This window comes from Asticcacaulis machinosus (assembly GCF_028550435.1).
Lineage (GTDB): Bacteria > Pseudomonadota > Alphaproteobacteria > Caulobacterales > Caulobacteraceae > Asticcacaulis > Asticcacaulis machinosus.
Window position 1 is genome coordinate 1846730 of the sequence record NZ_JAQQKV010000001.1, and the last position, 15778, is coordinate 1862507.

Consider the following 15778-nt stretch of genomic DNA (forward strand, 5'->3'; position numbering starts at 1 on the left):
AACAAAAAAGAAGGCGGACACTATGGACAGACGTAATTTCCTTATGACCGGCCTGACCGGGGCAGCCGTGGCCGGTGCTGGCAACGCATCGGCAGCCAAGCCCAGAGCAAAGTCACAGAACGACCGCGCATATACCGCGGGCCTGCTGCAAAAAATAGCCGAGCCGGTCTTATCCAACATGGCCAAGGGCGAGCTTAAGAAAGCCTTCAAGATTGAGGTCGGCATGAACTCTGACGGGCGCGATACCAATGTCGCCTATATGGAAGCTTTCGCCCGCCTCATCGCCGGGGTTGCGCCCTGGTTGACCCTGCCCGAAGACAACACACCCGAAGGTCAGGTGCGTCGTAAGTTGACGCAAGATGCGTTGCAAGCCTATGTCCATTCGGTTGATCACAAAAGCCCCGACTATCTGGTCTGGCGCACCCACGGGCAGGCTCTGGTCGATTCGGCTTACTTCACCAACGCTCTGATGCGCGCGCCCAAACAATTGTGGGAACCGCTCGACGCAACCACCAAAACCCGCATCGTCACGGAGATCAAGCAGTTACGACGCGTGTCGCCGCCCTATACCAACTGGCTGTTGTTCGCGGCCATGAATGAGGTCTTCCTGTTGATGATTGGCGAAGACTGGGACCCTATGCGCGTCGATCTGACGATCAAGAAAATGGAAGAATGGTACATCGGCGATGGTTGGGTAGCGGATGGCACCAAATTCCATTTCGACTATTATAATTCTTACGTCATCTATCCGATGATCGTTGAAATTCTTGAGGTTCTGGTCAGGCTGAAGCCGTCATTCAACAATCTTAAGCCAGAGGTCGAACTGCCGAAGTGGCTTAAGCGGATGCAAAGAAACAGTGAGCATCTGGAGCGCTTCATCTCCCCCACCGGCACCTATCCGCCGATTGGCCGGTCGCTGACCTATCGCACGGCAGCGTTTCAGCCGCTGGCGCTTCTGGCGTGGCGCAAGGCCCTGCCGCAGAGCCTGCCTGAAGGGCAGGTACGCGCCGCTCTGACGGCCGTTCATAAGGCCATCTTTACCGAGCCGTCCAACTTTACAGCGGACGGATACCTGACCATCGGCTTTGTCGGCCACCACCGCGAACTGGCCGACTGGTACACCAACAGCGGCAGTATGTATATTACCTCGGAAAGCTTTCTGGCGCTGGGCCTGCCGCCAACCGACACCTTCTGGACCGCCCCCGCCGAAGACTGGACACAAAAGAAAGCCTTCGCCGGCAAGGCCTTCCCGAAAGACTATCACGTCGATTATTAGAGCGTTTTCCCGCTCAAGTAGAAGCCGCCCCCTTTGCTTCATTGCACCCCAAAAGGAGACATTGGATCTAGAGCAAATTTCGATCAAATAGGATCGTAAATTCGCCCTATGTTTTTGTTTTATTGATCTTTCTTATCTAATAACGGGGCCGCCCGTGCGGTGAAACCACTTATTGGGAAAACGCTCTCGGCGCAGAAAATTTACCCGAAACCGGACATTCAAGTTGCTTGGGTAAAACTTACAAAGATCGGTTCGCCATACTCTGCTCGAAGCCAGAAGTGTGCAAAAGTACGATCTATTTATGAGCTGAGCTTATAAAGCCAATCCAAAACCACTTATATTCGCTCTAACATATACCGGGCTACAGTAGCTTCCCTGTGCCAACGCGCCCCTTCCTGCCCCCACCAAGCAAGGGAATTGAAATGTCTAATCCAGCAAACATTTCCACGAGCCGTCGCGACGTCCTTAGAGCTGGAGGCGCCGTAGCGGCGGTTTCAGGTATGGCATCGAGGGCGGCTGCCCAGCCCACCGAGATCTCCCTCCCCGTAACGTCTCAGGTTCACCTTCAGGTGAACGGCAAGCCTCAGACGCTTGAACTGGATTTGCGGACAACCCTTCTGGACGCGCTGCGCGAGCATCTCCACCTGACCGGCACCAAAAAAGGCTGCGATCATGGCCAGTGCGGTGCATGTACCGTGTTAGTCGAGGGACGCCGTATCAACTCATGCCTCTCACTCGCGGTGATGCACGAAGGCGAGGCCATTACGACCATTGAAGGGCTGGGCACGCCGGATAATCTTCATCCGATGCAAGCCGCCTTCATCAAACATGACGGCTACCAATGCGGATATTGCACGCCTGGGCAAATTTGTTCAGCGGTGGCCGTTCTCGACGAAATCAAGGCAGGCCTGCCCAGCCACGTGACAACGGATCTGACCGCGACGCCTGAGCTTTCCGCAGTGGAGATGCGCGAGCGTATGAGCGGCAACATCTGTCGTTGTGGTGCCTATTCGAACATTATAGAGGCCATGAGCGAAGTCGGAGGGCTGACCGCATGAAGTCCTTCACCTACGTCAGAGCAAAATCGCCGGCCGACGCCGCCTCTATGGCGGCCAGCACGTCGGGAGCCCGTTTCATCGCCGGCGGCACAAACCTGCTCGATCTGATGAAACTAGAGATCGAGACACCGCCTCACCTCATCGACGTTAATGGGCTGGGCCTGGACAAGATCGAAGACACCCCTTCAGGCGGGCTGCGCATCGGCGCGCTTGTCCGTAACACCGATCTAGCCGCCGATGATCGGGTGCGGCGCGACTATGGTGTGTTGTCCCGTGCGCTATTGGCCGGAGCGTCCGGCCAGCTAAGAAACAAGGCGACAACGGCAGGCAACTTGTTGCAACGTACACGGTGCCCCTATTTTTATGATACGGCACAGGCGTGCAACAAGCGCCAGCCGGGAAGCGGTTGCTCAGCCGTCCGCGGCTTCAGTCGCCAACACGCGATCATTGGCGCAAGCACCGCCTGCATTGCCACACACCCCAGTGACATGGCCGTGGCGATGCGTGTGCTTGATGCCGCAGTCGAAACGGTGCTCCCCAACGGCAAATCCCGTCAGATAAAAATGAAGGACTTTCACCGTCTGCCCGGTGCGACCCCGCATATTGAGACCTCTCTTCAGTCCGGCGAGTTCATAACGGCGGTGACACTGCCCAAACCGCTCGGGGGCACACACGTCTATCACAAGGTTCGCGACCGCGCCTCCTACGCATTTGCTCTGGTTTCCGTGGCCGCCGTCATTCAGGCCGATGGCCGGGGCAGAGTTGCATTTGGCGGGGTTGCCCACAAACCCTGGCGCGTTGAAGCGGCAGAACGGGAACTGCCCAATGGTGCTGCGGCGGTCGCAGCCAGGGTCTTTGCCGACGCCGTACCTACCCCCGAAAATGAATTCAAACGCATCCTTGCCGAGCGTACTCTTGCCGGCGTACTCAGCGAAACGCGAGGCCGGTCATGAAGTTCGATACGCCCGCTACGACCAATCCTATCGATCAGCTCAAAATCGTCGGCAAACCGATCGATCGGATTGATGGGCCGCTAAAAACAACAGGCCAAGCGCCCTATGCCTATGAGCAAAACCAGGAAGTTAGCGGTGTGGCTTATGGCTATGTCGTAGGCTCGACCATTGCCAAGGGCCGGATCATTTCGATCGATACTGAGGCCGCGCGTGCGGCGTCAGGTGTCATCTCAATCGTGACCGCCGAGACGGCGGGCCCGCTGGGCCTTGGCAGTATGAACACGGCGAAATTGCTCGGTGGCCCTGAGATCGACCATTATCATCAGGCTATCGCCGTCGTGGTCGCCGAAACCTTTGAGCAGGCGCGGGCGGCCGCACAAAAGGTGAAGGTCAGATACGCCAAAGCCGTCGGCAAGTTCGATCTGGTTGCCGAACGCGCCAATGCCAAACTGACCAATGAGGGACGGGGCGAGCGCCTCACCGGCGATTTCCGCACAGCCTACGCGGCCGCGCCCCACCAACTGGATGAGGTCTACCGCACGCCAGATCAGGCCCACGCGATGATGGAACCCCATGCCTCTATGGCGAAATGGGAGGGCGACAAACTGACGCTGTGGACCGCCAACCAGATGATCGACTGGGGGCGCGGGGACGTGGCAAAAACTCTCGGCATTCCTAAGGCCAGTGTCCGTCTCATATCGCCCTATATTGGTGGCGGTTTTGGTGGCAAATTGTTCGTCCGCAGCGATGCCGTACTGGCGGCACTTGGCGCGCGCGCCGCCAAGCGCCCGGTAAAGATAGCCCTGCCGCGCGCGTTCATTTTCAATAACACGACCCATAGACCGGCGACCATTCAACGTATCCGTATCGGATGCACGCCGGATGGGAAGATCACTGCCATCGGGCACGAAACCTGGTCCGGCAATCTGCCGGGCGGCAAGCCTGAAAACGCAACACAGCAGACGCAATTCATGTACGCGGGCCCGAACCGGATGACCGCGACACGCTTGGCGGTACTCGACCTGCCCGAAGGCAATGCCATGCGTGCACCCGGAGAAGCCCCCGGTCTTATGGCTCTGGAAATTGCCATGGACGAGATGGCCGAAAAGCTGGGCATCGACCCGGTAGAGTTTCGCATCATAAATGACGTTCAGGTCGACCCGAATGCACCTGAGCGCCCTTATTCACAACGGCAACTGATCAAGTGCCTTCGTGACGGCGCGGCCCATTTCGGCTGGTCCAAGCGCAGCGCCGTTCCCGGCAAGTCACGCGATGGGCGCTGGCTCGTCGGCATGGGTGTGGGCGCCGGTTATCGGGGAAACCCTGTAGCGAAGTCGGCCGCGCGGGTTCGACTTGACGCTGCGGGCAAGGTGACGGTTGAGACCGACATGACCGATATCGGCACCGGCAGCTATACGATTATTGCGCAGACGGCCGCCGAAATGATGGGTGTACCTATCGACAAAGTGATAGTGCGTCTCGGTGATTCCGACTTCCCGGTTTCAGCGGGGTCCGGCGGTCAGTGGGGTGCCAACTCCTCGACATCAGGCGTTTACGCCGCCTGTGTAAAACTACGCGAAGCTGTGTGCAAGGCGGTCGGATTTGACGCTTCAAAAGCACAATTCGCGGACGGACGAGTTGCCGTCGGCAAAAAAAGCCTGTCGCTGGGTGAGGCTGTCGGTCCGAAGGGGCTGGTCGCAGAAGATGCCATCGAATTCGGCGATCTTTCCAAAAAGTATCTACAGTCGACCTTCGCTGCCCACTTCGTCGAGGTTGGGGTAGATGCCGCTACGGCTGAAATCCGCGTTCGGCGCATGCTGGCCGTGTGTGCGGCCGGGCGGATTATTAATCCCAAATCCGCGCGCAGTCAGGTGATCGGCGCCATGACTATGGGCGTTGGCGGCGCGATCATGGAAGAACTGGCCGTCGATACGCGGCACGGTTTCTTCGTGAACCATGACCTTGCGGGTTATGAGGTGCCGGTTCACGGCGACATCCCTCATCAGGACGTGATCTTTCTGGATGAGGAAGATCCGATTTCGTCGCCCATGAAGGCGCGCGGGATTGGGGAACTGGGTCTTTGCGGCGTGAGTGCCGCCATTGCCAACGCTATCTATAACGCCACCGGTGTACGTGTCAGAGACTACCCCCTCACCCTGGACAAACTGATCACACACCTTCCATCCTTCGCGTAATCCACTCGAATCTAAAAAACCGCCGGAGCCTCATATGAACATCCTCAGGATGATGAAACTGGTCTTTCTCCTGAGTTTATTGGGTATGCCTGCCAGTGCCCAAGAAATAAGTGCCCAAAAAACAAGTACTCAAGAAACAAGTACTCAAGAAACAGGAACAGACACACCATCCAAATCGCCAGAACCTTCGCGGGCTCAGAAATTAATGGGTGATATCTCGCCCAAGATGGCGGAATTGACTGACGAGGTTCTGTTCGGCGACATCTGGGAAAGACCGCAACTCTCGAAACGCGATCGAAGCCTAGTCACCATGAGCGCGCTGATTGCCATGAACCGACCTGATCAATTGCGCTCTCATATGGCCCTCGCCAAGCAGAACGGCGTAACTGAGGAAGAGATTGTCGAAACCATAACGCATCTGGCCTTCTACTCGGGCTGGCCGAATGCCGTGACGGCTATAGGTGTCGCACGCGAAGTGTTTAACGCAAAGTGAGGCCCGACGTGAAATGCTCGATCGCCTTCATTAGCCTCGCCTTGATGGGTACAACCAGTGCCCTCGCCCAATCGGACAAGGTGGTGGTTACCCCTTACGAAACGCAGCAAATATCCGCGGGCAGTCCGGAGAACTTTACGGGCAAGGTACGTGTCACCTCACGGTTCCAGCGTCAAAGCCCTGCTCGCATAGGCGGAGGCGACGTAACGTTCGAGGCCGGAGCCCGGACGGCCTGGCATACTCACCCGCTGGGTCAGACGCTTATCGTCACCGAAGGGAGCGGCTGGGTGCAGCATTGGGATGGTCCGGCCCAAGTGATCAAGGCTGGCGACGTTGTGTGGATTCCGCCAGGTGTCAAACATTGGCATGGGGCAAGCCATCATTCCGGCCTGCGTCATATCGCCATCGCCGAAGCTCTGGACGGCAAATCGGTAACTTGGTTGGAGCACGTCAGCAACGACCAATATCCCGACCACTGATCGTCCTCACGCTGCCCGATACCGCACCGTCTCGACCACGGCGGTGAGGACTGGAACGCACTCGGCGAAGGGCGCTTCAACCTGATCGCCAGCGAACCCGCCAAGGTATGGACGGGCATGTATCTGGGGATGTTCGCCGTTTCCAGCGCCGCCAGCCCCACGCCCGCCGATGTCGACAGCCTTAGTTATATCTCCAGTTAAGGTGCGACGACCGGCACGATCAGCCGTTGCGTCGGCAAGCCGTTGACCGTGACCGTCACTATGACGCTGCCCGCCCGATCCCCGGCCTGAATGACCGCCTGCGCCCGCCCGTGGAAGGTCGTGACGCGCCCCGATTTCAGACTCTCGATGCGCTGCGGATTGCCGCTGCCTGCCCCGGCCAGCGTTCCCGCGCCCGTAACCTCAATAACCACCTTGCGGTCGTCGGCCTGCGCATAGACCGGTACGCCATCGCGGTCGAGCAGTTCGATGGTGGCGTAGACGAGATCCTTGCCGTTGCCCGCGATCTGCGTGCGGTCGAGCGTCACCCGCGCCGAGGCAGGCTGGCCCGCCGTCCGCAGTTGCCACTGCCCTGCCGCTCGCCCATCGCGATAGCCGACCGCCGTCAGGGTGCCCGGCGCATAGGGCACGTTGAAATCGGCCTTGTAGGCCGAATCGACGCTGACCGCCTTCTTGCCCAGACTGCGGCCGTTGAGCAGCAGCTCGACCTCTGGGAATTCCGAATAGACGACGACCTCCAGCGGCTTGCCGTCCTGACCTTTCCAGGTCCAGCTTTCGTGCAGGTCTTCGAGAGACCAGTCGAGCGAAGCCTTGTCCTTGAATAGTTCCCGGTCAGGCAGATCTTCGGTGCCGGCGGGTTGACGGACGAAGGCGGAAATCGGCGTGCGGCCGGTTTTCCAGAACACTTCGCGGTAATAAGCGGCCGGACGTTTGCGGCCCGTGACGTCGATCTCGCCGCTATAGGCCAGATGCCAGGGATAGGGTCCCAGATCCTTCCACCCCTTGCTATAGCCCATCCAGCCGATCCCGGCCTCACCGATATAGTCCACTGAAGTCCACACGAAATCACCGATCACCGACGGCATGTCTTCGACGATGCGCCAGTATTTGAAGGCGTCCTTCGAGGTGGATTCGGTCGTGAACATGACGCGCTTGGGGTGATCGACATGATCCTTGGCGAAAAAATGCGCCCGGTAATTATAGCCTGCGACGTCCAGTTCGGCGAACAACGACGCATTGGCCGGGCTGTCGAGATTGACCCCTTGCGTAACGGGGCGGGTTGGGTCCAGTTCACGCACACGGGTGGCCAGCATCCGCGCGGTCGCCACGCCTTCGGCCGAGCCCTGCTCAGGGATCTCGTTGCCTATGCTCCAGAAAATGACGCTGGGGTGGTTGCGACCGGTGATCACCAGACTGTCGATATCCTGTTTCCAGTCGGCCTTGAAAAAGCGGGCGTAATCCTTGTCCTTTTTTGCGTAGTTCCAGGCGTCGAAGGCTTCGTTGACAACCAGCACGCCCAGTTCGTCGGCGGCGTCGAGCGTGGCCTGACTGGCGGGATTATGGGCGTTGCGGATGGCATTATAGCCCGCCGCTTTCATCAGGGCGACCTTGCGCTTGTCGGCGTCGACCCAGCCTTCGGCCCCCAGCATGTAGTTGTCGTGATGGATATTACCGCCCTTAAGTTCAACCGGCTGGCCATTCAGCAAAAAGCCATTCTGCGCATCGACCGTAATCGTGCGGATGCCGACGCGGGTAGCGCGCGCATCGACCAGCTTATCGCCAACCTGTACGGCCTGCTCCAGCCTGTAGAGGTTGGGCGTTTCGATGGACCACAGGGCCGGACGATTGATGCTCAGGGTCTGATCGAAGCTATGAGCCGCACCGGGCTTGAGCGCCTGACTGAGCCGGCTCTCGCCCACGCGACGACCGGCAGCATCGCGCAGCACGGAGGTCAGGACCACGGTCGCCGCCTTGGCGCTGGTGTTCTTCACGGGGGTCTTAACCGCCACAACGCCTTTGTCAGCGGTGGCGACCGGAATCGTCACCACAAGGCCCTGTGGATCGATATGGATCCGGTCAAGGCTTTCGAGATGCACCGGGCGGATGATGCCCGAACCGGCGTACCAGCGCGACGACGGATCTACGTGATTGACGCGGACGGCGATGACGTTCTTCCCGGCCTTGACCTTGCCCGTCAAATCGAGGGTGAAGGCGGTATAGCCGTAGTGATGTTTGGCGATATGGACGCCGTTCAGCCAGATATCGGCGTCCATATAGACGGCTTCGAATGTGAGGTACACGATGTCGGCGGCGGTTTTGGGATCAAAGTCGATATCGCGGCGATACCACCCTTCCCCACCTGACAAATACCCGGAATCACTGCCCGGCACGGCGTCCTTGTTGAACGGCGGCGTGCCGTCGGGCGTGTCCTGTATCGAAAAATCGTGCGGCACAGAAACACGCTGCCACTGAGAATCGTCGAAGCCCACCGCCTGCGCACCGTCCACCGTCCCCGCGCGAAAGGCCCAGCCTTGGGTCAGTTCGATCTTTTCCGCCAGCGCAGGTGTCGCGAACGCCAGCACCATCGCCGATACGCCGATCCATTTCAAATTTTGTCGCCCCGTCATTCTTCGTTCCTGTCCTGCTCTTAAAGGTGGCGGCCCGTCGTTAAAGGCCGTCCTTCGCTTATTTTTCTTCGAGAATAGCGACGCCCCAGGGCTTCAGTTCGATCGCCTGACCACCGACGACCGCACCACCGCCCAGCAATTCGGTGGCGGTATTGTAGCTATAGGTCACGCTGATCGGCGCGGTGGAATAGTTGTAATAAAAGTGCAGTTTTTTACCAGCCTTTGAGGTGGCGTGTTTGACCGACACGCTTTTGGGCAGGTCCTGATCAGAACCATAAAGTCCGATCTTTTTCAATTCATCCTTCACGATGGCGATCTGAAGATCGTCATTGATCTCGGTGCCCTGATAAAGCAGCGTCCCCTTGCCATAGATGTTGCGTGTGATCGCCGGATACTTGCCGAAGAACGGGTGGTCATAATAGGCCAGCGCGTGTGCGGTCTCCAATTGCAGAAACTCAGCAATTGTATCGACTTCGTTCTTCGTCTCACCGACCTTCCACGGATCGCCCTTGAGCTTGAGTGGCTTCAGGAGTGTCGAATTTTCCTGATACTTGAAGCCTGCGGCAGCCCGAAGTGGCCCCGGTGAGGTCTGCCAGCGCACGGCGAAGTTCTCGTTGGCCTCCCCCGACTTAAACGTCATGATGACATGGCCGCCGTTCCTGACGTAGTCCGAGATCTTATGCAGCAGAGCATCATTTGAGATATACAGCGCCGGCACGATCAGCAGCTTGTACTTCAAGAAGTCCGGCGCATCGGCATAGACGATGTCCGTCTCGACCTTGGCGTCGTAAAGTGCCGCGTGCAGGCGCTCATAGATGCGACGGTAGCCGTCGGTGTGGAAGCTGGGCGGCAGGGGCTTCGACCACTTGTCGAAAGGCATGCGGGTTGTCCTTATAGTGGGCCACCAGCTTGATGATGATACGCTCGGAATAGTGGCGATAGTTGACATCGTCGATATTCATGTTTTGGCGCATGCCATAGCCGGCCTCCCCGCCATTCAGCGGGCGAGCCAGCATGTCCGGATGCTTGGCATACATCCACACCGGGATCGAATATGTCGGCGTGCCCATGATCACCTTGATCCCAGCCTTGCCGAATTCGCTGATGATCTCATCCATCCAGGCATAATCGAACTGCCCGTCCTGCGGCTCCCATTTGCCCCAGCTCGACTCGCCCATGCGCACGACCGTGAAGCCCGCCGCCTTCATCATGGCGACGTCTGTCTTGAGGCGACCGGCGCGGATATCCTGCGGCTGGTACTCGTTATAGTAAGACGCGCCGTAAAGGATATTGCCGAGCTTCGGGGCCGTGCCCTTGTCGAGCGAAACCACGGTTTGCGCATATGCGGGCACAGATGCTGTGATGGCGGCGCTGAACAGCACAAGGCATAGCCAAACCTCAAAAAGTGACCTTCTCATTTTCCCGCACCTCACGGCTTCTAAATGTCGGCGTATTGACATCTATATAACTCAAATTCGATATCTTGGAAGCAAAATAGGTCATACCACTTTGCAAAAAAACGATTACCGAAACCATTTTGGCTTAGATTTGTGCAAATAAGTGCGCGAAATTGTACTACTTATTGATCGATTTTGCGTAAATTTCGAATTATATAATAAATATCACCTTGTTGTCAGACCAATATGCCGATAGGTGTGGTCCGACATATCGGGAGGCCGGAGTGTTGAAAATGAAACTATCGATCTCTATCGCCATGGCAGTCACCTTGGTGACTGGCGCCAACACGAACAAAGCCCAGGCCATCGAAATCCCTTTGTTCGAAGACGCGACCGTCACCGCCGTTATCCACGAAAACGATAAAACCCTCTCGACAGCGGCTGATCTATTGGCGCGGGATTTGACATCGCTGACCGGTCAGACGCCGAAGGTGTCATCCAGTCTGCGTAACTGCGTGCGGGTATGCGTGGTGGTTGGGCATTACGACTCCGCTCTGGTAAAGTCGCTCGCGAAGGACAGCGGGATCGATCTGGCAGAACTCAAAGGCCAATGGGAGCGGTATAAGCGCGTGGCTGTGCGCTCGAAGCGCGATCCGCAAATCACATATCTGCTGATCGCCGGGTCCGATACGCGCGGCACGATCTGGGGCATCATCGACCTGACGCGCGAGTTGGGCGTGTCACCGTGGGAATGGTGGGCTGACGTCACGCCCCGCAAGGTTGATCGCCTGTCGGTCAGCGGCGACGCGCGCACCTCCGATGCGCCTTCGGTGCAATATCGCGGTATCTTCCTCAATGACGAGGACTGGGGTCTGCAACCGTGGGCGGCCAAAACGTATGAACGCGACGTCAAGGATATCGGGCCAAAGACCTATGCCCGCATTTTCGAGCTTATGTGGCGACTGAAGGCCAATACGATGTGGCCCGCCATGCACGACTCGACTAAGCCTTTCTATCAGATCAAGGGCAATGCGGAGGTGGCGCGCGACTACGCTATCGTCATGGGCACCTCGCACGCCGAACCGATGATGCGCAACAATGTCCGCGAGTGGGACGAGAAAAAGCGCGGTGATTTTAACTTCTTCACCAACCGCGATTCCATCGTCAAATACTGGGCCGAACGCGCCACCGAGGTGAAGGACTTTGAGAACCTCTACACCATCGGTCTGCGCGGTAAGCACGACTCGGCTATGGAAGGCGCCAAAACGCCCGAAGAGGCGCGCGATGCGCTCACGCAGGTTTTCGACATCCAGCGCGGCCTCTTGGCGAAGGCGCAGAAAAAGCCAGCCGATCAGGTGCCACAGGTGCTGACCCTGTATAAAGAGGTGCTCGACATCTATATGACCGGCCTCAATGTGCCCGAAGATGTCACCCTCGTCTGGCCGGAGAATAATTATGGTTATATCAACCAGCTCTCTACCCCGGCCGAACAGGCCCGTAAGGGTGGGGCCGGCGTTTATTATCATATCTCCTACTGGGGCCGTCCGCACGACTATCTTTGGCTGGCGACCATGCACCCGGCGCTGATCCGCGAGCAAATGGATCGCACCAATCAGATGAAGGCCAACCGGATCTGGGTGCTGAACGTCGGCGATATCAAGCCCGGCGAGTACCTGACACAGTACTTCCTAGACATGGCCTTCGATCATAAGGTTATCGCCGAAACACCGCACGAACATCTCAAAGCCTGGGCGGCGAAACAGTTTGGGGCTGACAGCGCCGACGAGATTGCCACTATCATGACCGAATTCTATGACCTCGCCTGGGAGCGCAAACCGGAGTTCATGGGTGGCGGTCAGACCGAACCCACCCGCCCCAATCTCATCAGCGACTATGTGCGCACAGGCGGGGCCGAAGCTTGGGCGCGGATCGACCGCTACAGCGAGCTCACTCGCCGCGCCGAAGCCGTTGCTGCGGCCCTGCCCGCTGATCGTCAGGATGCCTTCTTTCAGTTGGTGCTTTACCCCGTACGGGGCGCAGCCAGCCTCAATGAACGCATCCTCAAGCTTGATCTGGCCGCTGTCTACGCCAAAGCTAACCGCGCCAATGTCAATGCCCTGTCCGATCAGGCAAAGGCTGCACATCAACGCATCGTCACCGACACAGCCACCTACAACGCTCAACTCAATGGCAAATGGCACGGCATGATGGATCAGGCTCCCCGCCGCCTGCCGGTATTTGACGAGCCGATCTATCCGCACTGGCCCCTGGCCGCGAAAAGTGGCTGTTCGATCGACAGTTCCGACCTGACCTTTGTCAAAGGGCAGGCCGTCACGCGTACCTTGACCGTCTACACGCCCGGTGTTCCGGCGCAATGGACGGCGTCGGGCCAGAACGGTATGGGTTTTGCGACCGCAACCGGCGAACTGAATGCAGCAAATGGCTTTGAGCAGCGCATTAAAATCGCCTATGATGGCGGGGCGACAGTGAACGGCGGCAGTATTGCGTGCGCAGGACGCACATTGAAGCCCGTCGTCAAGCTAGTCGAGGCCCCTGCCGGAGAACCCGCCGAAGTCAACCGCATCCTCTCGCTGACCGCAACCTCGGCGAAGGCCCCGGCGTGGGAGGTAGTCCCCGAACTGGGTTCACGTGGCAGCGCCCTGCGCGTCAAACTCGACATGCCCTCGACTACGGGCAAGGCAAAAATCGAGCCGCTGGTCTACCGCTTTACAACTGGCGCGAAAGCCGATGCCGACATCAAGATTGTCGCTCTGCCCGTCCATCCCCTCACCTCGGCCAACGAACTGCGGCTGGGTGTACGTATCAACGGCGGGCCAGTGCAGGTTCTCGATTTTGAGACCTTCGGCCGCAGCGAGGAGTGGAAGCAGAACATGCTGACTAACACCGCCGTGCGAACCATTCAGGTCAAACAACTGGCCATAGGCGCGCACACGATCGAAGTCTTTGCCATGGATCCCGGCTTCATCTTCGACCGCATCGATGTCAGATTGGATGGGGCAGCCAACCTCTATGGCGCCCCCAGAAAGTAGCGATTCGCGCCCGAAGCGGAATTACGGCAGCAAAAGTGCTTTTTCTCATACCGGGTACGGTGCGCTTCATCAACCATAACAAATAGTTTGCGATCCTCGCTTATAATTGAGGATCGCTTATGGCACCACTCAGGCCTTTTCCGGTTCGGGTTCATCGCCCTTATCAAGTTGGCCCTCCCATTTGGCGACCACGGCAGAGGCGACCGTATTACCGACGACATTGGTAGCAGAACGGCCCATGTCGAGCAGGTGATCCACTGCCAGCACCAGCCCGATCCATGCTTCAGGATAGCCGAAATAGGTCAGGGTCGCCATGATCACCACCAGCGAAGCACGCGGCACACCGGCAATACCTTTCGAGGTGATCAACAGCAGCAACAGCATGGCGATAATCTGCTGCACACTTAAGTTCACGCCATGCGCCTGCAGGATAAACAGGGTCGCAAAGGTGCAGTACATCATCGACCCGTCGAGATTAAACGAATAGCCGAGCGGCAAGACGAACGACACGATCTTGCGTGGGACACCCGATTTTGGCAGGGCGTCCAGAAGCTTCGGATAGGCGGCCTCGGATGAAGCCGTTGAAAACGACAACAGGGTGGCTTCGCGGATATTACCGAATAGCCGGAAGGCGACCTTGCCTGTGATCAGCAGAGCCAGCAGGAATAACAGCCCCCACAGCATCCCCAGCGACAGATAGAACCCGCCGACAAACTTGGCATAGGTGACCAGCACCGGCAGGCCCTGCTTGGTCACGGTCGCGGCCAGTGACGCGAAGATGGCAAAGGGCGCGAACTTCATGACCAGTTCGGTGACTTTCAGCATGATCTCGGCCAGTTGTTCGACCAGGTGCATGATCTGCGGCGCCTTATTGTCCAGCATCGATACCGCCGTGCCGACAAAGACGGCAAAGACCACAATCTGCAGGATCTCGTTCTTCGCCATAGCGTCGATGATCGAGGACGGCACCAGATGAGAGATAAAATTCGATACGTTAAATGACGTCGCCGCCGGCGGATTCAGGCCTTCACCGGCCGCAGCCGCCAGTTGCGCCATTTCGACGCCGGGCTGAAGCCATTCGACCATGACAATGCCCATGACCAGAGAGACGACCGATGCCCCTAAGAACCAGGTCATGGTCTTGGCACCGATGCGTCCGACGGTGGCGGCATCTTCCATGTGGCCGATCCCGGCCACCAGTGTCGTCAGCACCAGCGGCGCAATAATCATCTTGATCAGGCGCAGAAAGATATCGGTTATGGTCTTGAAGGTCTCAAGGGCGGTGGCGGTATCGGCCTCACCCAGATATTGATTACAGTAATAACCAACCCCGACGCCCAAAATCATGGACGCCACCACAAACAGCGCAAACTTATTTTTCAACGCACCCGCCTCCAGCTATAAACCACAGGGTGGCACAAAACTGTTTGCACGTGCAACCACCTTATCGCCTAAGCTGTTCCCTAAAATCGGCTTCCCCCTCGCCCAGCTTTGGCGACGGCCCATCGGCCACCATGCGCGCGCCATTAATCACGATGGGCGAGGCCACGCCGGATACCGCCCCCAGTTCCAGACGCATACCGCGGTGGATGACCTGCAGATCGTTAAACACATCACTTATGCGGTTGATGGGTCCTGCCGGCACACCGGCGGCTTCGAGCTTCGCCAGAAGTTCTGAGCGCGTGTGCATCATCATGAAGGGGGTAAGTGCCGCCTCAAGCTGCACCCGCGACGCTACCCGACCGGAATTGGTCTGATAGGCGGTATTTTCGACCACATAGTCGGCTTCCAGCATCTGACAGAAGCGCCGGAACTGCTGATCATTACCAACCGCGATGATGACGTGACCGTCCTTGACCGCAAAGACCTGATAGGGCGCGATATTGGGATGGGCATTGCCAAGCCGTGACGGCGATATGCCCGACGTCAGATAATTCATCGCCTGATTGGCCAGCATGGCGACCGCGCAATCCATCAGCGCCATGTCGATATGGCTACCTTCGCCCGTCATATCCCGCTGACGCAGGGCTGCCAGAATGGCCGTTGAGGCATAGACGCCGGTAAACAGATCAACCACCGCCACGCCGACCTTTTGCGGTTCACGGTGCGGCTCACCCGTGATATCCATCAGGCCCGACATACCCTGAATGATGTAGTCGTAACCGGCGCGGTGGGCATAGGGACCATCCTGCCCGAAACCGGTGATCGACACATAGACCAGACGCGGATTGACGGCCTTCAGGCTGTCGT

Annotated in this window: 13 protein-coding genes; 8 read left to right on the forward strand and 5 right to left on the reverse strand. The window is 58.1% G+C overall.

The genetic code is table 11. The features are described from left to right. The first annotated feature begins 22 nt into the window (after window positions 1–22). The 7 genes from PQU98_RS08410 to PQU98_RS17055 all read left to right on the forward strand — a co-directional run bounded on the left by PQU98_RS08410 (window position 23) and on the right by PQU98_RS17055 (window position 6655). On the forward strand, window positions 23–1276 hold the full coding sequence (locus PQU98_RS08410) for a DUF2264 domain-containing protein (protein WP_272744451.1): 1254 nt from the start codon (window positions 23–25) through the stop codon (window positions 1274–1276). A gap of 422 nt (window positions 1277–1698) precedes the next feature. Then, the gene (gene paoA, locus PQU98_RS08415; protein ID WP_272744452.1) at window positions 1699–2334 is read left to right on the forward strand and encodes an aldehyde dehydrogenase iron-sulfur subunit PaoA; all 636 of its coding nucleotides are present in this window, start codon (window positions 1699–1701) and stop codon (window positions 2332–2334) included. Continuing rightward, complete coding sequence (locus tag PQU98_RS08420) at window positions 2331–3287, forward strand: FAD binding domain-containing protein (protein ID WP_272744453.1); 957 nt, start codon at window positions 2331–2333, stop codon at window positions 3285–3287. The genes paoA and PQU98_RS08420 overlap by 4 nt, the downstream gene beginning before the upstream one ends. Next, entirely contained in the window at window positions 3284–5482 is a 2199-nt protein-coding gene (gene paoC / locus PQU98_RS08425; protein ID WP_272744454.1) for an aldehyde oxidoreductase molybdenum-binding subunit PaoC, read from the forward strand. Before PQU98_RS08420 ends, paoC begins: the two co-directional genes overlap by 4 nt. Window positions 5483–5516: 34 nt before the next feature. Beyond that, window positions 5517–5975 (forward strand): carboxymuconolactone decarboxylase family protein, encoded by a 459-nt coding sequence (locus PQU98_RS08430; protein ID WP_272744455.1) that lies wholly within the window; start codon window positions 5517–5519, stop codon window positions 5973–5975. Between the two features lie 8 nt (window positions 5976–5983). After that, window positions 5984–6454 (forward strand): (R)-mandelonitrile lyase, encoded by a 471-nt coding sequence (locus PQU98_RS08435; protein ID WP_272744456.1) that lies wholly within the window; start codon window positions 5984–5986, stop codon window positions 6452–6454. Between the two features lie 18 nt (window positions 6455–6472). Then, window positions 6473–6655: a beta-xylosidase family glycoside hydrolase gene (locus PQU98_RS17055; protein WP_368408149.1), complete on the forward strand. Its 183-nt coding sequence runs from the start codon at window positions 6473–6475 to the stop codon at window positions 6653–6655. Here the strand turns inward: PQU98_RS17055 and PQU98_RS08440 are convergent. Genes PQU98_RS08440 through PQU98_RS08450 form a run of 3 tightly spaced genes read right to left on the reverse strand, consistent with a single transcriptional unit; the run spans window position 6652 to window position 10499 of the window. Next, entirely contained in the window at window positions 6652–9081 is a 2430-nt protein-coding gene (locus PQU98_RS08440; RefSeq protein WP_272744457.1) for a glycoside hydrolase family 2 TIM barrel-domain containing protein, read from the reverse strand. The two genes, PQU98_RS17055 and PQU98_RS08440, sit on opposite strands and share 4 nt — an antisense overlap. Before the next feature lie 58 nt (window positions 9082–9139). After that, a complete protein-coding gene (locus PQU98_RS08445) occupies window positions 9140–9961 on the reverse strand; it encodes a beta-galactosidase (protein WP_272744458.1) in 822 nt (273 codons plus the stop codon). Then, window positions 9891–10499, reverse strand: a complete 609-nt coding sequence (locus PQU98_RS08450) for a beta-galactosidase (RefSeq protein ID WP_272744459.1) — start codon at window positions 10497–10499, stop codon at window positions 9891–9893. The genes PQU98_RS08445 and PQU98_RS08450 overlap by 71 nt, the downstream gene beginning before the upstream one ends. A 272-nt stretch (window positions 10500–10771) precedes the next feature. Between PQU98_RS08450 and PQU98_RS08455 the strand changes: the two genes are divergently transcribed. Continuing rightward, window positions 10772–13528: a glycosyl hydrolase 115 family protein gene (locus PQU98_RS08455; protein ID WP_272744460.1), complete on the forward strand. Its 2757-nt coding sequence runs from the start codon at window positions 10772–10774 to the stop codon at window positions 13526–13528. A gap of 129 nt (window positions 13529–13657) precedes the next feature. On the opposite strand, the gene PQU98_RS08460 is transcribed toward PQU98_RS08455, so the two are convergent. Both PQU98_RS08460 and PQU98_RS08465 read right to left on the reverse strand, forming a co-directional pair. Continuing rightward, window positions 13658–14911: a dicarboxylate/amino acid:cation symporter gene (locus PQU98_RS08460; protein ID WP_272744461.1), complete on the reverse strand. Its 1254-nt coding sequence runs from the start codon at window positions 14909–14911 to the stop codon at window positions 13658–13660. Between the two features lie 61 nt (window positions 14912–14972). Further along, window positions 14973–15778 (reverse strand): CaiB/BaiF CoA transferase family protein (locus PQU98_RS08465; protein WP_272744462.1); only part of this gene is annotated, 806 nt, incomplete at its 5' end.